The organism is Citricoccus sp. SGAir0253 (assembly GCF_005877055.1).
Lineage (GTDB): Bacteria > Actinomycetota > Actinomycetes > Actinomycetales > Micrococcaceae > Citricoccus.
On sequence record NZ_CP039424.1, the window covers coordinates 25,001 to 41,195 of the forward strand.

The window sequence follows — 16,195 nt, forward strand, 5'->3', positions numbered from 1 at the left end:
TCAGGACCTCAGCTCCAGCACCGTCTTGCCGATGCGGATGGCCGTGCCCGGCTCGACCGCGACCGTGCGGGACAGCGGGCTGCCGCCCACGTAGGTGCCGTTGGTGGAGCCGAGGTCCTCGAGGAACCAGCGGGAGCCCTGGGGGAAGAGCCGGGCGTGCCTGCCGGAGACGTAGTCGTCGTCCAGGACGAGGTCGGCCTCCTGGGCGCGCCCCACGAGCAGGGGCGCGCCGTGCAGGGGCACCTCGGTGCCCTTGAGCGGTCCCTCCAGCACCACGAGGCGGCTCGCCCGCGTCCGGGATGCGCCCTGCTGGCCGGTGGTGGGGCCGGCGTCGGCGGACGCGCCCCGGACCGGGGCGCCGGCCGCGGCCGTGGCGGCCACGGGCGCGCCGGCCCCGGCGCGGGACCGCACCTTGTTCCGGGCCCCCACCATCAGGTCACGCCCCTGGGAGGAGACGATCGAGATGATGAGGATCCACATCACGAGCAGCAGCCCCAGGCGCAGGGCCGCGACGGCGAGTTCGCTCACCGGGCATCACCGTTCCCCTCGTCGCGGCCGCCCCGGGCGGGCAGCGTGCGGAAGACCATGGACACCCGGCCCATGGTGATCCGGTCCCCGTCCCGCAGCACGGTGGAGCCGTCCACCTTGCGGTCGTTGACGTAGAAGCCGTTCGTGGAGCCCAGGTCCACGGCCATCACGGTCCGGCCGCGGGTGATGATCTCCAGGTGGCGGCGGGACACGCCGGTGTCCTCCACCACGATGTCCGCGTCCGCGGAGCGGCCGAGCACGATCGAGTCCGCGTGCAGGCCGTACTTGCGCCCGTCGATCTCCAGGACCGGCTGCAACGGCACGTCCGGTCCCCGGCGCGGCTGGCGTGCCGGGGCGGCCGGGGGTGCCGCGGGCGCGACGGCGGCCGGCGGGGTGGGCGCCGGGCGCGGTTCCGCCGGCAGTTCCGCGTCGCGGGCCACCGGGGCGGACGGGGCGACCTCCGCGGAGCCGGTCGAGGTGGGCACGTCCCGGTCGCCGGTGGCCTCCGGCCGGTCGGCCCCGCCGGAGCGGTCGGCGACGGCGTCGATGGCGAGCTTGCCGGGGCGCAGGGCGTCGTCCTCGACGAAGGTGACGCGCACCGGGCCGTGCAGCGTGTAGCCCTGCTCGCGCGCGTGGCGGATGGCCTCGTCGCACAGCTCCTCGGCCAGGGCCGAGCCCCACTTGCGGGCCAGGTCGAAGTCCGGGGTGGAGAAGGACACGGTGAAGACATTGGGCGCGAACGTGCGGCCCTCGGAGAGGGCCATGGCCTCGTCGTCCATGGTCAGTCTCAGGGCATTGGCGATCTCGACCGGCTTCACCGCCCGGGCGCCACCGGCCGAGAAGGCCGACTGCACGGCCTTCTCCAGGCCGCGCTCGAGGTTGTCCAGAAGACCCACGCGGGGGTGCTCCTTTCCGCAGATGTCAGTTCCGATAGTACGCGGAGAGGCTGGGGGTGCCCGAGCCAACAGGCCGGGGCCGGATTGCGATGAGGACTCGATTTGGGGAATCGGCCCGGGTGTGCCTAAGATGTATCTCGCTGTTCTGACCGGTACGGAGGAATCCGCAAGGCCTTTCGACCGGGAAGACAGACCAGCAATCTCGCGCGAGTGGCGGAATTGGCAGACGCGCTGGCTTCAGGTGCCAGTGTCCTTACGGACGTGGGGGTTCAAGTCCCCCCTCGCGCACGCGAGTGGTCGAAGGCCCCGGATCATGGATCCGGGGCCTTCGTCGTTCCCGGATCCCCTCTCCCCCTGCATCCCTGCATCCCCTGCATCTGGCGGTCGGAAGTGCCCCGGATCCGGGCGTTCCGGGCCCCCGAGCGGGGCGGAATCGACCGCTCGATGAGGGGGCGGGGGCGGGGGCGGAGCGGTCGAGGGGGCGGGTCCGGGGACGGGTCAGTCCAGGGGACGGGGCATCGGCCGGGCGAAGCGGTCCAGCAGCGGCCCGTCGAGCGCGCGGTGGTTGCGCCAGTGCGTGTCGATCGCCTGCTCGTAGAAGCCCACGAGGGCCTCCGTCGCGGCCCGCCAGGAGTGCCGTTCGGCCTCCTCCCGCGCGGCGCACCCCATCCGCCGCCGGAGCCCCGGGTCGGTGAGCAGGCGCTCGAGGCGGTCCACCCAGCACTCCGTGTCCCCGGGCTCGACGAGGAAGCCGGTGCGGCCGTCGTCGATCACGAAGGGGATCCCGCCCGCCCGCGCGCCCACCACGGGCACCCCGGAGGCCATGGACTCCAGCGCCACGAGGCCCAGGGTCTCGGTGGTGGAGGGGAAGGCGAAGGTGTCCGCGCTCGCGTAGGCCTGGGCCAGCTCGGCGCCGGACATGTACCCCGTGAAGACGGTCCACTCCGGGTCGAAGCGCCGGCGCAGGTCCTCCACGTGGGGACCGGAGCCGACCATGGCCAGCCGCGCCCCGGGCACGCGCTCGCGCAGCCGGCGCATCGGCTCGAGCAGCTGGTCCAGGTCCTTCTCCCGGCTCATCCGGCCCACGTAGACCACGAGCGGGGCGTCCGGGTGCCCGTCCGTGAGGCGGGCGCGCATGGCCGCCGAGGCGTTGGACGGGTGGTAGCCGGCGGTGTCCACGGCCTTGGGCCACAGGCCCACCCGGTGGATGCCCACCTCGCGCGCCCGCTCCACCATGGGGCCGGAGGTGCACAGGTTCACCTCGGCCTTGTTGTGGATGTACCGGATCCAGCTCTCCACGGGGTGCCGGGCCCAGCCGACCCGCAGCGACTCCGTGTACTGGGGGACGTCCGTGTGGAAGCTGGCCAGCTGGGGCACGTCCCGCCGGCCGGCGGAGAGCACCCCGTAGGCGGCCAGCCACACCGGGTTGACGGTGTGGACCAGGTGCGGGCGGAACGCCTCCATCTTCCGGGCGATCGCCGGGGTGGGCACGCCGACCTTCAGCTCCGGGTAGAGCAGGCGCAGGGAGAACCCGCGCACCCGCACCACCTCGTGCCCGGCGTACTCCGCCGGCGGCTCGCCCGGGGCGAACAGCAGGACCTCGTGGCCCATCTCCGCGAGCTGCTCCAGGGTGCGCACCACCCGGGTGACCACGCCGTCGATCTTCGGCAGGAACACCTCGGTGAACATCGCGATGCGCATGGGACTCCTCGGGAGGGCGGGGCGGGGGCCGACGGCGGCGGGGCCGGCCGCCGTCGTCGGCCCCCACCCGCGTCAGGTCACTGGGCGACGGGTGCCGGCTCGGCCGGCGCGACGGGGGCCGCGGCCGACGGTGCGGCGGGCGTGGCCGTCCCGTCCGCGCCGCGCGCCGGACGCGCGGGCAGGTGCTGGGGGACGCCGGCCTGCTGGCGCGCAGTCCACAGCGAGGTGGCGGGGACCTTGGACAGGTCCGCGCGGTCCCGGTAGCGCTCGGCGATGTGCTCGACCTCCAGCAGCAGCCCCTCGGAGAGCGTGGTGGGCTGCAGGCCGAGGTCGAGGAACGCGTCGTTGACCACGTGCAGCTCGTTCTCGGCCGACTCGTTGCGCGGGTTCGGCACCATCTCCACCTCGGCGCCGGTGATCCGCGCCACCAGCTCGGCGAGGTCGCGCACGCGGTGGGTCTCGGTCATCTGGTTGAAGATCTTGACCCGGTCCCCCGCGGCCGGGGGGTTCTCGAGGGCGATCTGCACGCAGCGGACCATGTCCTGCATGTGGATGAAGGCCCGGGTCTGGCCGCCGGTGCCGTGCACGGTCAGCGGGTAGCCCACGGCGGCCTGCATGAGGAAGCGGTTCAGCACCGTGCCGTAGTCGCCGTCGTAGTCGAAGCGGTTGATGAGCCGCTCGTCCCGCTGGGTCTGCTCGGTGTGCGTGCCCCAGATGATGCCCTGGTGCAGGTCGGTGATCCGCAGCGAGTCGTTCTTCACGTAGTAGGCGAAGAGGTGCTGGTCCAGGACCTTGGTCATGTGGTAGATCGAGCCCGGGTTGGTCGGGTAGAGGATCTGCTGCGGGATCCGGTGCGGCTCCACCGGGTTGCCCTCGGCGTCCTCGTGCGCGGTGACCTCCACGTCCAGGTAGCCCTCGGGGATCTTCATGCCCGCGGTGCCGTAGCCGTAGACGCCCATCGTGCCCAGGTGCACCAGGTGGATGTCCCGGCCGGACTCCACGATCGCGCACAGCACGTTGTGCGTGGCGTTGACGTTGTTGTCCACCGTGTAGCGCTTGTTCCGGGGGGACTTCATGGAGTACGGCGCGGCCCGCTGCTCGGCGAAGTGCACGACGGCGTCCGGGGCCTCGGTGCGGAAGAACTCCACGAGGCCCTCGTAGTCCTGGGCCACGTCGAGGAAGGCGAAGCCGATCTCCTTGCCGGAGACCTCCTTCCAGGCCGCCCGGCGCTCGGACAGGGCCCGGATGGGGGTCAGGGACTGCGCGCCGAGCTCCTCGTCGATCACGCGGCGGGAGAAGTTGTCCACGATGATGACCTCGTGGCCCAGGTCGGACAGGTGCAGCGAGGCGGGCCAGCCGCAGAAGCCGTCGCCGCCGAGGATCGCAATCTTCACGTAGAACTCCCAATACAGGTCGAAGGTGGCCCGGCCGCCGTGTGCCGGCCGGTCGGCGCGGGGCGTGGCGGCGGCAGTCGGGCGGGTCGTCCGGTGGGTCGAGCCTATCCAACGCCCGTGGCGGACCGGTCCGCGCGGGTCCCGGGATGACGCGTGCCGTGGCCGCGGAGCCGCGGCCCCCGACTGCCGGGCCGGCGCGCGGTGCCCGCCGGCCGACGTCGGTCCTCCCGGCCCCGGGCCCCTCCCGCCCCGGGGATCCGGGGCTGACGGACGGGGCGCGGATGCGGTAGGTGTGGAGGAGGCCGCCGGGCTCCCGCTGACGTGGACGCTCGATGGTTCACCGGAAGTTCACCGCGGGGCGGGGAATAGTTCCTCCCCGCCCATCGTTCCCTTGAATGTTCAATCAAAATTTGTGGGATCGTCCGGCCTCGTCCGGGCATCACCACTGCGACACAGAGGAGACCCGCATGACCGCCCTGACCCCCGGTACCTGGAACCTGGACCCGACCCACACCGACGTCGACTTCACCGTGCGCCACGCCGGCATCTCCAAGGTCCGCGGCACCTTCAAGGCCGTCGAGGGCACCCTCGTGGTCGGCGAGGACGCGCAGGCCCACAACGTCAACGTCACCATCGCCGCCGGCTCCATCGACACCGGCCAGCCGGACCGCGACGCCCACATCACCTCGGCCGACTTCTTCGAGACCGAGACCCACCCGAACATCACCTTCGTCTCCACCGAGGTGCGCCCCCAGGGTAACGACCTCCAGGAGTTCACCCTCGTGGGCGACCTGACCATCAAGGGCGTCACCCAGCGCGTGGAGCTGGAGGCCGAGTTCGGCGGCCAGACCGTGGACGCCTTCGGCATGACCCGCGCCGGCTTCGAGGCCAAGGGCGAGATCTCCCGCAAGGAGTTCGGCATCACCTGGAACGCCCCGCTGCAGGCCGCCGCCGGCGGCGTGCTCGTCTCCGACGCCGTCAAGATCCAGATCGACGCCTCCTTCGTGCTGCCGTCCGAGGAGGGCGCCCAGGCCTGAGCCTGGCACCCCGGTCGAGGGGGCCGGTCCCGCGCGCGGCGCGGGTCCGGCCCCCTTCGCCTGTCCGGCCGTCGTCGCCGGCCCTGCCGCTCCCGCCCACCGCCCTTGCCGCCGCGCGGGCCACCCCTAGACTGGCCGTGGACCGGGTCCCGGCACCGGCGCCCCGGTGGGGCGCCGCCGTGCCGGGCACGCACGACGAGACCGACGGAGGATCCGCATGGCAGTCAAGACCCCGCACCAGAACACCACCTTCCCCCTGCCGGACAAGGACCCGGGACAGGACGGCGACCGGCTCGGCCACGGCTACCTCGCCACCCCGGAGTCCGGCTCCGGTCCCGGCGTCATCGTCATCCAGGAGTGGTGGGGGCTGACCGACCACGTGCGGGACGTGTGCGACCGGCTGGCCGCCGAGGGCTTCACCGCGCTCGCCCCGGACCTGTTCGGTGGCTGGATCACCCACGACGGCGAGGAGGCCGGGGAGATGATGTCGAAGCTGCCGGCCGAGGAGGGCGCCCGCCAGCTCGCCGGGGCCGTGGACCACCTGCTGTCCCTGGACTCCGTCACCTCGAGCACCGTGGGCACGATCGGCTTCTGCATGGGCGGCGGCTTCGTGCTGGCCCTGGCCGCGCAGCAGGGCGAGAGGGTCTCGGCCGCCGTGCCGTTCTACGGCGTGGGCCAGGCCGTGCCGGAGGCCTACACGGGCGTGAAGGCCGCCATCCAGGGCCACTACGCCCTCCAGGACCGCATGTTCCCGCCCGAGGAGGCCCGGAAGCAGGAGCAGCAGATCCGCGAGGAGTCCGGCACCGAGGTGGAGTACTTCTTCTACGACGCCCCGCACGCCTTCCACAACGACGAGAACCCGCAGGGCAACTACCGCCCCGAGCAGGCGGGGCTGGCCTGGTCCCGCGCGGTGCAGTTCCTCAAGGACAAGGTCAAGTAACCGCCCGTGCCCCGCGCCAGCAGCCCCGAGCCCGCCCCGGCGGCGGTCCCGGAGACCCTCTTCCTGTCCACCGTCCCGGGCGCCTCGCCCTCCAAGTGGGTGGACCGCTTCACCTCGCGCGAGCGCCGGGTCCAGCTGGTGAACCACGACGCCGGCGGCCAGCTGGCCTTCCTGGCCCCGGGGCCCGGGGGCGCGGCCCCGCGGGGCCTGCCCCAGCTCGGGTACCTGCGCTGGGACCGCGACGCCGGCCCGGAGGCGCTGCTGCGCTCCGGCGGGATCGACCCCGCGGACGTGCACGTGGTCCGGTTCTACGAGGAGCAGCCCGTGGTCTGCGTGGGCCGCGAGCACCTGCTGGCCGCGTGGGACCCCGAGGCGGACGGCCCCGTCCCGCTGGCCGAGCTGGACCCCGCCGGCCTCGTGGACCCGGCCGCCTTCGCCCCGGAACCGCCCGCCGACCCGCTCGACGCCCCCGAGGTCCCCGGCTCCGGGGAGCGGATGGCCGTGGAGGTCGTGGCCGCCGGGGCGGGGCACACGATCCTCCCGGCCTCGGTGGCCCGGATGTTCGGCCGCAAGGACGTCGTCGTGCTGCCGCTCGCCGGCCATCCCGGCTGGGGCGTGGGGCTGGCGTGGCTGCGGTCGGTGGACTCGCAGCTCGTGCAGGACTTCATCGGGGCCGCCAAGGGGCGGCGGCCGGGGTCCTCGCGCTCCGAGGCCGGCCGGTCCGGGGCGTCCGCCGGTGGCGCTGCCGGGGGCGGCGGGAGTACCGGTGGGGCCTCGGGCGCGGCTTCGGGAGGCCGGCCGGCCGCCCGGACGGCGTCCGGGGGCCGCTCGGGGCGGGCATCGTCGTCCCCGGGCTCCGGGGGCGGGTCCTCGCGGTCCGCGGGCCGGTCCGGGAGGCCGCGCAAGCGCCGCTGAGCGGGGGCACGCGCCGTCGCGCAGGCCCGCACGCCGGTCCCGGTCGGTCCTGGTCAGTCCCAGGAGAGCACGAAGCCCAGCTCGTCCAGCACGGCCCGGGCCGTGGCCTGCGGGTCCTCCGCCGAGGGGACGGCGATCCCGTCCTCGTCCTCGTGCAGGGGCTCCATGAGGGCCACCTGCCCCGCCACGAGCGAGGCCGGCATGAAGTGCGCGTGGCGCGCGGCCACCCGGGCCGCCAGGTCCTCCGGGGAGACGAGGATCTGCACCACCGTCACGGGGTAGCCGCACGAGCGCAGCACGTCCCGGTAGGAGCGCTTCAGGGCCGAGCAGGCCAGCACGGCGGGCAGGCCGAGATCGCCGAGCCGGTGCAGCTCGCCGGCGAGCCGGTCGAGCCAGGGGGCCCGGTCGTCGTCGTCCAGGGGGATCCCGGCGGCCATCTTGTCGCGGTTGGCCACCGGGTGGAAGGCGTCGCCCTCCACCCAGACCCGGCCCAGGGCGGTCGCCACGAGCCGGCCGACGGTCGACTTGCCGGACCCCGAGGGGCCGGACAGCACGAGGTGGGCGGCCCCGACGGGCCAGCGGGCCGGCGTCGGGGGCGGTGCGGGGTGCGTGCTCTCGGCCACGGTCCCAGCGTACGGGTGACCGCGCCGGAGCGCCCCAGCCGCGCGCCGTCGTCGCCCGCGCCCCGCGCCCCGCTCGGCCGCGTCCGTCCCCGCCCCGCCGGGCCGGCGTCAGCCGAGCCGGCCCGGCTCGGGGGACTCGAAGGGTTCCTCGCCCGGATCGGCCGGCACGGGCTCGGTGCCGCGCGCCCGCGCGATGGACCGCATGAGGTGGAAGACCACGAGCGCGGCCGCGGTGCCCAGGGCGATGCCGCCGAACTGCATGCCGCCCACCTCCAGCACCGGGTCGGCGATCGCGATGATCAGCCCGGCACCGGCGGACATGAGGTTCACGGCGTTGGAGAAGTCCACCCGGTTCTGCACCCAGATGCGCACGCCCATCACGCCGATCATGCCGTAGAGGATGATCCCGGCGCCCCCGGCCACCCCCGGCGGGATGGTGTTGACCAGCGCGCCGAACTTCGGCAGGAACGCCAGCGCCAGCGCCGTCAGCCCGGCCACCCAGTAGGCCGCGGTGGAGTAGACGCGCGAGGAGGCCATGACCCCGATGTTCTCGGCGTAGGTGGTGGTGCCCACGCCGCCGCCGAGCCCGGACAGGGTGGTGGAGAGCCCATCGCCCATGAGCGCGCGGCCGTAGGAGGGCTCCAGGTCCTGGCCGGTCATCAGGCCCACCGTCCGCACGTGCCCGATGTTCTCGGCGACCAGCACGAGCACGACCGGCAGGAACAGGAACAGCACGTTCCAGTGGAACTCCGGGGCGTGGAACGGCGGCAGGCCCACCCACGCGGCCTCCCCGACCGGGCCGAAGTCGACCTGCCCCTGGGCGAGGGCCACGAGGTAGCCCACCACGATGCCCACGAGGATGGACAGCCGGCCCAGCAGGCCCCGGAACAGCACCGCGCTCACCACGATCGCCAGGGACGTGGCGAACGTGGTCAGGGGGACCTCCGTCATGGCCTGCGTGGTGGCACCGGCCAGGTTCAGGCCGATGAGGGCCACGATCGTGCCCATCACCACGGGCGGCATCAGCGCGTGGATCCAGCCCGTGCCGGCCCGCTGGACCACGAGCCCCACGAGGAACAGCGCCACGCCGGTGACCAGGATGCCGCCGAGGGCGCCGCCGATGCCGTGCTGGTTCATGGCCGCGGAGATCGGGGCGATGAACGCGAAGGAGCTGCCGAGGTAGGACGGCACGCGGCCGGCGGTGATGACGAGGAACAGCAGGGTGCCCACGCCGGAGAAGAACAGCGAGGCGGTCACCGGGAAACCGGTGATCGTGGGGACCAGGACGGTCGCGCCGAACATCGCCATGACGTGCTGCACGCCCACGCCGATGGTCTGCGGCCAGGCCAGCCGCTCCTGGGGGGCGACCACCTCGCCCGGGGTGATGTGCCGGCCGTCGCCGTGGACGGTCCAGCCGAGGCCGAGGCGCCCGACGGCGGCCGGGCGCCCGGGGCGGCGGGCGGCCCGGTCCCGGGGCGCTGGGTCGGGGGATTCCTTCGAGGTCACGGTGGCCTTTCGGTCGGTGCCGGCCGCCGGCGCGGGGCCGGTCGGCGGAGCGGCGGCGCGGACGGTGGTCGGGCGGTGGCGGGGGTGCTGGTGGACGGCCCCGGGACGGGCCGCGGAGGGCGGCCGCTCCCGGGACGGTGACTGACCCGTAGGGTACCGTTGAATCGTGACTGACTACGTGGGTGTGATCGGCGAGGCGCTCGTCGACGTCGTCGTCTCCGACACCGCGACCCCCCGGGCGCACGTGGGCGGCAGCCCGCTCAACGTGGCCGTCGGCCTGGCCCGGCTGGGCGAGAACGTGCTGTTCACCGGGCGGCACGGGCGGGACGGGTACGGGGACATGGTCCGCGACCACCTGGCCCGCAACGGCGTGGACTGCGTCCTCGGCGCGGATGACGCCCCCACCTCCGTGGCCACCGCCCGCCTGGACCCCACCGGGGCGGCCAGCTACTCCTTCGACCTCGACTGGACCCTGCCGCCGGCCCCCGAGCTGAGCCGGCTGGTGCAGGAGGCCCTCGTGCGCGACGGCCGGGAGCGCACCCTCACGCACGTGCACACCGGCTCGATCGCCACCATGCTCGAGCCCGGCGCGAGCACCGTCATGGAGCTGCTCACCCACCTCGAGCCCGAGGTCACCCTCAGCTACGACCCGAACTGCCGGCCCTCGATCGTCCCCGACCGCGCCCTGGCCCGCCGCCGCGCCGAGGAGTCCGTGGCGCTCGCGGACATCGTCCACGCCTCGGACGAGGACCTCGAGTGGCTCTACCCGGACCGCTCCCTCGAGGACACGATCGTGACGTGGCAGCGGATCGAGCCCGCCATGGTGGTCGTCACCCGCGGGGCCACCTCCATCCTGTGCGCCACCGCGGAGGGGGTCACCGAGCACCCCATCCACCCCGTGGAGGTGGCGGACACCGTGGGCGCGGGGGACTCCTTCACCGCCGCCCTGCTGATCGCGCTGAAGGACCGCGGCCTGCTCGGGGCGCGCCACCGCGAGGCACTGCGCCGGATCAGCGCCGAGGACACGACGGCGGTGCTCGCCTACGCCGCGCGGGCGGCGGCCATCACCGCCTCCCGTCCGGGGGCGGACCCGCCCACGCGCGCCGAGCTGGGCTGACCCGGACGGGCCGGCTCGGCCGGACCGGGGCGGGCGGACCGGCCCCGTCGGGGCGCGCCGGCCCCGCCTAGAATGGCTCCATGTCCCTTCCCGACCCGGCCCTCGACCCGGCCCCGCCGGTTCCCCCGGGCGGGGGGCGCGGGGCCCTGCGGCGTCCCCGGCTGATCGCGAGCGACCTGGACGGGACGATCATCGGCTACGACCACAGCCGCACCGGCTGGGTCTCGCCCCGCACCGTGGCGGCCTTCCGGGCCGCCCACGACGCCGGCATCCACGTGGTCTTCGTGACCGGCCGCCCGATCCGCTGGCTCTCCCCCGTGACCGAGGCTCTCGGGCACGCCGGCCCGGTGATCTGCTCCAACGGTGCCGTGGTCTACGACCTCGTCACGCACACGGTGCTCGAGTCCCGCCCGATGGACCTGGCGACGGTGCTCGAGGCCCGGGACATGATCGCCGCCCTGGATCCCTCCGCCTCGTTCGGCGTGGAGACCCTCGACGGCTTCCACCTGGAGGCCGCCTTCCTCGACGACCCCACCGCGGAGCGGCCGCCCGAGGTGGCCCGCGACATCCACGTGGGCCGCTCGCTCGAGGACTCGCTGCCCGCGGCGCCCCGCGTGGTCAAGTTCCTCGCCAAGACCCGCAGCCGCGAACCGGACGCCTTCCTCGCCGAGGTGCGCGTGCTGCTCGGCGAGCTGCTCGCCGTCACCCACTCCGCCCCCGGCGTCGCCCTGCTGGAGATGTCCCGCCCGGACGTCAACAAGGCCAGCACGCTGGCCGACGTCGCCGCCCGCCACGGGATCGCCGCGCACGAGGTGGTCGCCTTCGGGGACATGCCCAACGACCTGGAGATGATCCACTGGGCCGGCACCGGCTACGCCGTGGCCTCCGGGCACCCCGTGCTGCTGCAGGCGGCCGACGCCACGGCCGGGGCCTGCGACGACGACGGCGTGGCCGCCGTGATCGAGGACCTGCTCCGCCTCCCCTGAGCCCCGCCTCGTCGCCATCCCGCTCCCGGGTCGCGAACCGGGGGTCGCGGCGCCCGGGACCCGTGGTTCGCGACCCGGGAACCGGCGGGGTGGGTGCCCGGCGGCCGCTAGGGTGAGGTCCGTGACGCGTCCCAGCCTGCCGCCGTACCTGGAGGACTCGCTGCCCGGGCGCCGGGGCTGGCCCCTGGCCTTCGCGCACCGCGGGGCGGACACGGCCCGCGAGAACACCCTCGCCGCCTTCCGCACCGCCGTGGAGCGCGGCTACGGCTACCTCGAGCTGGACGTGCGCACCTCCCGCGACGGCGTGCTCATGGTCTTCCACGACGAGTACCTGGACCGCGTCACCACCGGCAGCGGCCGGCTGTCCGACCACACGTGGGAGGAGCTGACCCGGCTGCGCGTCATCGACCCCGCCCGGGACCGGAGGGCCGGGATCGGCACGGGCGTCCCGACGGCGTCGGGGTGGTCGATCGCGGCCCGGACCCGGGCCCGCGGGGGCGCCGGCGTTCCGGGCACCGCGGCCAGGGGTCCCGCCGCTCCGGCGGGGGCCGCCGTCGGGACGCCGGCGGGGGAGCACCTGCTGCGCTTCGAGGACCTGCTCACCGAGTGGGAGGACGTCCGGCTCAACGTGGACCTCAAGGACGACGCGGCGGCGGAGGCGATGGCGCGCATCGTCGCCCGGCACGGGGCGTGGGACCGCGTGCTGGTGGCCTCCTTCCGGGACACCCGACGGCGGCGCTTCGGCCGCGTGGCCGGGCGGCGGGTCGCGATGTCCGGCGGCGCACTGGCCATCGCCGCGCTCGTGCTCGCCGCCCCGCTGGGCCTGGTCCGCGTCGTGGCGGGCCGGCTGGCGCACGTCGACTGCGTCCAGGTCCCCGTGCGCCAGGGTCCCGTCCGCGTGGTGACCCGGGCATTCGTGGCGCGCTGCCAGGCCGCCGGGCTGCAGGTCCACGTGTGGGTGGTGGACGATCCCGCGGAGATGGAGCGACTGCTGGCCCTGGGCGTGGACGGGATCATGACCGACGACGCCGAGGCGCTCGCCGCCGTGCTCCAGGCCCGCGGCCAGTGGCCGCAGCGGTAGGCCGCTACCGTGGGATCCATGGCTGAGATCCCCGACTTCATCAAGGACCAGACGCTCTCGCTGGCGCCCGGGGCCGACGGGCCCGGACGCGAGGAGACCGCCCCCGAGCCGGGGGCGGGGCTGCCCGTGCCCGCCGGCCCGGCCGTGGCGACCGGCACGGAGGACCCGGCCACCGCCGTCGGGCGCATGCGCCAGGCCGCGACCCTGCGGCTGCCGCACCCGCGCCGGTTCCGCGCCGCCCAGCTCAAGGGGATCCGCCGGATGCTGGAGGAGGAGTCCGAGGCGATCTGCGCCGCCCTGGCGAGCGACGTGGGCAAGTCCCGCACGGAGGCGCTGATCACGGAGATCCAGTCCGTGCGCTCCGAGGTGGACCACGCCCTGCTGTACCTGACCGACTGGATGGAGCCGCAGGCCGTCAAGGTGCCGCTGGCGCTGCAGCCGGCCAGCGCGAAGGTGGAGGCCCGGCCGCTGGGCACGGTGCTCGTCATCGCCCCGTGGAACTACCCGTTCCAGCTGCTGCTCGCGCCCCTCGTGGCGGCCGTGGCGGCGGGGAACTCCGTGGTGCTCAAGCCCAGCGAGAAGGCCCCGGCCACCTCGGAGCTGGTCGGCCGGCTCATCCCGCAGTACCTCGACCCGCGGGCCGTGGCGGTGGTCCAGGGCGGCGCCGAGACCGTGCAGGGGCTGCTGGCCGAGAGGTTCGACCACGTGTTCTACACCGGCGGGGAGCGGGTGGGCCGGATCGTCTACGAGGCCGCCGCCCGGCAGCTGACCCCGGTGACGCTCGAGCTGGGCGGGAAGTCGCCGTGCGTGGTGGCCGACGGCCGCAACTGGCCCGCGATCGCCCGGCGGATCGCCTTCGGCAAGTTCATCAACGCCGGGCAGACGTGCGTGGCCCCGGACTACGTCCTGGCGGTCGGCGAGGAGACCCAGCGCCAGCTGGAGCGGCACCTGCCGCGGGCCATCCGCGAGTTCTACGGCGAGGACCCCGCGACCTCCCCGGACTACGGCCGGATGATCGACGCCGCGCACGCCGAGCGCGTGGGCGGGCTGCTGCGCGACGCCCTGGAGCCGGGCGAGGGGCGGGCCCCCGCCCGGCTCGTGCACGGCGGCCGGGTGGACGCGGCGGAGCGCTACGTGGAGCCGACCGTGGTGGCGGACGTGGCCCCGGACAGCCCGCTGATGGCCGAGGAGATCTTCGGCCCGGTCCTGCCGATCCTGCGCGTGGACACCTTCGAGGAGGCCGTGGAGTTCATCACCGCCCGGCCCCACCCGCTGGCCGCCTACCTGTTCACGGACCGGCACCGCTACCACCGGGCCTTCGAGGAGCGGGTCACCGCCGGGGCCCTGGCCTTCGACGTCGCCCTCATCCAGGCGGGGCTGCCCACGCTGCCGTTCGGCGGCGTGGGGCCCTCCGGGATGGGCGCCTACCACGGCCGGGCCGGGTTCGAGACGTTCTCCCAGCTGCGCCCGGCGCTGACCAAGACGGACCAGGTGGACACCCTCAAGGCCGTCTACCCGCCCTACACGTGGGCCAAGCGCCAGGCGATCCGGCGCATCCTCTGACGCCCGGCCCGGCGGGTCCCGGCCGGTGGCCCGCCGGCCCCGGGTCAGGCGATGACGGCGTCCACGATCGCCTTGGCCTCGGCCTGCACCTGCGCCAGGTGCTCGGCCGAGACGAAGGACTCCGCGTAGATCTTGTACACGTCCTCGGTGCCGGAGGGCCGCGCGGCGAACCAGGCGTTCTCCGTGGTGACCTTCAGCCCGCCGATGGCCGCCCCGTTGCCGGGGGCCTCGGTCATCCGGGCGGTGATCGGCTCGCCGGCCAGGGTGTCCGCGGTGACGTCCGCCGGGGACATCCGCTTGAGCCGGGCCTTCTGCTCCGCGGTGGCCGGCGCGTCGACGCGCGCGTACACCGGGTCGCCGTACCGGGCCACCAGTTCGGCGTAGTACTCCGAGGGGGACTTCCCCGTCACCGCGCGGATCTCCGCGGCCAGCAGGCACAGCAGGATGCCGTCCTTGTCCGTGGACCACGGCGAGCCGTCGAGGCACACGAAGGACGCCCCGGCCGACTCCTCGCCGCCGAAAACCCCCGTGCCGTCCAGCAGCCCGGGCACGAACCACTTGAAGCCCACCGGCACCTCCACGAGGTCCCGGCCCAGCCCCGCGGCCACCCGGTCGATCATCGAGGAGGAGACGAGGGTCTTCCCGACGCCGGCCCCGGCCGGCCAGCCGTGCCGGTGGCGGTAGAGGTAGTCGATCGCCACGGACAGGAAGTGGTTCGGGTTCATCAGCCCGCCGTCCGGGGTGACGATGCCGTGCCGGTCGGCGTCGGCGTCGTTGCCCGTGGCGATGTCGAAGGGCGTCCCGGCCGCGGGCGCCCCCGCGGCGTCCGGCCTCGGGGCACCCGCCGGTGCCGCGCCGTCGGGCCGCATCCGGCCGATGAGCGAGGCCATGGCGTGGGGGGAGGAGCAGTCCATCCGGATCTTCCCGTCCCAGTCCAGGGTCATGAACGGCCACCGGGGATCGACCTGGGGGTTCACCACGGTCAGGTCCAGGCCGTGGCGCTCGCCGATCTCGCCCCAGTAGCCCACGGACGCCCCGCCCATGGGATCGGCGCCGATGCGCACGCCGGCCGCGCGGATGGCGTCCAGGTCGATGACCCTCGGCAGGTCCGAGACGTAGCGGTCCAGGAAGTCGAACGTGCCCAGGGCCGGGTGCCCCTCGACCTCGGCCGCCGGGACGCGCCTCACCCCGGCCAGGCCGTCCGCGAGCAGCTCGTTGGCGCGGGCGGCGATCCAGTCGGTCGCGTCCGTGTCCGCCGGGCCGCCGTGGGGCGGGTTGTACTTGAACCCGCCGTCGGCCGGGGGGTTGTGGGAGGGCGTGATGACGATGCCGTCCGCCAGCCCGGGGGCGGGAACGCCCGCCTCGCTGCCCGCCGGGGCCGGCGCCGTGTCCGGGGCCGCTGCGGGCTCGGTGGGCCCGGCGGGATCGGTGGCGGCACCGCCCAGCCGGCCCGCGTTGAGCACCAGGATCGCGTGCGAGACCGCCGGGGTGGGCGTGTAGCCGCCGCGCGAGTCGACCAGCGTGCGCACCCCGTTGCCGAGCAGCACCTCGAGCGCGGTGTCCTGCGCCGGCCCGGACAGGGCGTGGGTGTCCCGGCCGATCAGCAGCGGGCCGGTGATGCCCTGGGCCGCGCGGTACTCCACGATCGCCTGCGTGATCGCCGCGATGTGGTCCTCGTTGAAGGACGTCCGCAGCGAGGACCCGCGGTGGCCGGAGGTGCCGAAGGAGACCCGCTGCGCCGGGTCAGCGGGGTCCGGGTGGCGCTCGGTGTAGGCCGCCAGCAGGGCGTCCAGGTCGACGAGGTCTTCGGGGAGGGCCACGGTGCCCGCCCGCTCGGCCGCGGGCGCAGGAGTCTGAGCGTTCATGGGACCACTGTTCCACGAACGGGAAACGCCGGGGTAGCAGGGC

At 74.7% G+C, this 16,195-nt stretch carries 14 protein-coding genes and 1 tRNA gene; 8 read left to right on the plus strand and 7 right to left on the minus strand.

The window, feature by feature from the left end; genetic code table 11:
* Together E7744_RS00110 and E7744_RS00115 are read right to left on the minus strand one after the other, a co-directional pair.
* Window positions 1-528, minus strand: a complete 528-nt coding sequence (locus E7744_RS00110; protein WP_137772358.1) for an FHA domain-containing protein — start codon at window positions 526-528, stop codon at window positions 1-3.
* Entirely contained in the window at window positions 525-1,424 is a 900-nt protein-coding gene (locus E7744_RS00115; RefSeq protein ID WP_210417135.1) for a DUF3662 and FHA domain-containing protein, read from the minus strand. The genes E7744_RS00110 and E7744_RS00115 overlap by 4 nt, the downstream gene beginning before the upstream one ends.
* 204 nt (window positions 1,425-1,628) lie before the next feature.
* Between E7744_RS00115 and E7744_RS00125 the strand changes: the two genes are divergently transcribed.
* Window positions 1,629-1,712, plus strand: a tRNA-Leu gene (locus E7744_RS00125).
* Window positions 1,713-1,922: 210 nt separating this feature from the next.
* Here the strand turns inward: E7744_RS00125 and E7744_RS00130 are convergent.
* Entirely contained in the window at window positions 1,923-3,125 is a 1,203-nt protein-coding gene (locus tag E7744_RS00130) for a glycosyltransferase family 1 protein (protein WP_137772359.1), read from the minus strand.
* A gap of 77 nt (window positions 3,126-3,202) precedes the next feature.
* Window positions 3,203-4,519: an NAD-dependent epimerase/dehydratase family protein gene (locus E7744_RS00135; RefSeq protein ID WP_137772360.1), complete on the minus strand. Its 1,317-nt coding sequence runs from the start codon at window positions 4,517-4,519 to the stop codon at window positions 3,203-3,205.
* 467 nt (window positions 4,520-4,986) lie between these two features.
* On the opposite strand from E7744_RS00135, the gene E7744_RS00140 reads away from it, so the two are divergent.
* The 3 genes from E7744_RS00140 to E7744_RS16435 all read left to right on the plus strand — a co-directional run bounded on the left by E7744_RS00140 (window position 4,987) and on the right by E7744_RS16435 (window position 7,411).
* Window positions 4,987-5,556, plus strand: a complete 570-nt coding sequence (locus E7744_RS00140) for a YceI family protein (protein ID WP_137772361.1) — start codon at window positions 4,987-4,989, stop codon at window positions 5,554-5,556.
* Window positions 5,557-5,773: 217 nt separating this feature from the next.
* Window positions 5,774-6,496, plus strand: coding sequence for a dienelactone hydrolase family protein (locus tag E7744_RS00145; protein WP_137772362.1), 723 nt, complete (start codon window positions 5,774-5,776; stop codon window positions 6,494-6,496).
* Window positions 6,497-6,502: 6 nt separating this feature from the next.
* Window positions 6,503-7,411, plus strand: a complete 909-nt coding sequence (locus E7744_RS16435) for a LysR family transcriptional regulator substrate-binding protein (RefSeq protein ID WP_137772363.1) — start codon at window positions 6,503-6,505, stop codon at window positions 7,409-7,411.
* A 53-nt stretch (window positions 7,412-7,464) separates the two neighbouring features.
* Here the strand turns inward: E7744_RS16435 and E7744_RS00155 are convergent, their stop codons facing one another.
* Both E7744_RS00155 and E7744_RS00160 read right to left on the minus strand, forming a co-directional pair.
* Window positions 7,465-8,034 carry a gluconokinase gene (locus tag E7744_RS00155; protein WP_137772364.1) on the minus strand — a complete coding sequence of 190 codons (570 nt, stop codon included), beginning with the start codon at window positions 8,032-8,034 and terminating at the stop codon, window positions 7,465-7,467.
* Window positions 8,035-8,142: 108 nt separating this feature from the next.
* On the minus strand, window positions 8,143-9,540 hold the full coding sequence (locus tag E7744_RS00160; protein ID WP_137772365.1) for a uracil-xanthine permease family protein: 1,398 nt from the start codon (window positions 9,538-9,540) through the stop codon (window positions 8,143-8,145).
* A 166-nt stretch (window positions 9,541-9,706) separates the two neighbouring features.
* Here E7744_RS00160 and E7744_RS00165 point away from each other — a divergent pair, with 166 nt between their 5' ends.
* The 4 genes from E7744_RS00165 (at window position 9,707) to E7744_RS00180 (ending at window position 14,287) form a co-directional block, all read left to right on the plus strand.
* Window positions 9,707-10,657: a carbohydrate kinase gene (locus E7744_RS00165; protein WP_246858479.1), complete on the plus strand. Its 951-nt coding sequence runs from the start codon at window positions 9,707-9,709 to the stop codon at window positions 10,655-10,657.
* A gap of 80 nt (window positions 10,658-10,737) precedes the next feature.
* Window positions 10,738-11,643, plus strand: a complete 906-nt coding sequence (locus tag E7744_RS00170; protein ID WP_137772366.1) for an HAD family hydrolase — start codon at window positions 10,738-10,740, stop codon at window positions 11,641-11,643.
* Between the two features lie 121 nt (window positions 11,644-11,764).
* Window positions 11,765-12,724: a glycerophosphodiester phosphodiesterase family protein gene (locus E7744_RS00175; protein ID WP_137772367.1), complete on the plus strand. Its 960-nt coding sequence runs from the start codon at window positions 11,765-11,767 to the stop codon at window positions 12,722-12,724.
* Window positions 12,725-12,742: 18 nt separating this feature from the next.
* On the plus strand, window positions 12,743-14,287 hold the full coding sequence (locus E7744_RS00180) for an aldehyde dehydrogenase family protein (RefSeq protein WP_137772368.1): 1,545 nt from the start codon (window positions 12,743-12,745) through the stop codon (window positions 14,285-14,287).
* A gap of 44 nt (window positions 14,288-14,331) precedes the next feature.
* Here E7744_RS00180 and E7744_RS00185 read toward each other — a convergent pair whose 3' ends face one another.
* The gene (locus E7744_RS00185; RefSeq protein ID WP_137772369.1) at window positions 14,332-16,152 is read right to left on the minus strand and encodes a phosphoglucomutase; all 1,821 of its coding nucleotides are present in this window, start codon (window positions 16,150-16,152) and stop codon (window positions 14,332-14,334) included.
* Window positions 16,153-16,195: the final 43 nt, after the last annotated feature.

Excerpts from the sequence above, each read along its gene's own strand:
- E7744_RS00130 (WP_137772359.1), bottom strand. The coding sequence starts at position 3,125 with ATGCGCATCGCGATGTTCACCGAGGTGTTCCTGCCGAAGATCGACGGC.
- E7744_RS00140 (WP_137772361.1), top strand. The coding sequence starts at position 4,987 with ATGACCGCCCTGACCCCCGGTACCTGGAACCTGGACCCGACCCACACC.
- E7744_RS00145 (WP_137772362.1), top strand. The coding sequence starts at position 5,774 with ATGGCAGTCAAGACCCCGCACCAGAACACCACCTTCCCCCTGCCGGAC.
- E7744_RS00170 (WP_137772366.1), top strand. The coding sequence starts at position 10,738 with ATGTCCCTTCCCGACCCGGCCCTCGACCCGGCCCCGCCGGTTCCCCCG.
- E7744_RS00180 (WP_137772368.1), top strand. The coding sequence starts at position 12,743 with ATGGCTGAGATCCCCGACTTCATCAAGGACCAGACGCTCTCGCTGGCG.
- E7744_RS00185 (WP_137772369.1), bottom strand. The coding sequence starts at position 16,152 with ATGAACGCTCAGACTCCTGCGCCCGCGGCCGAGCGGGCGGGCACCGTG.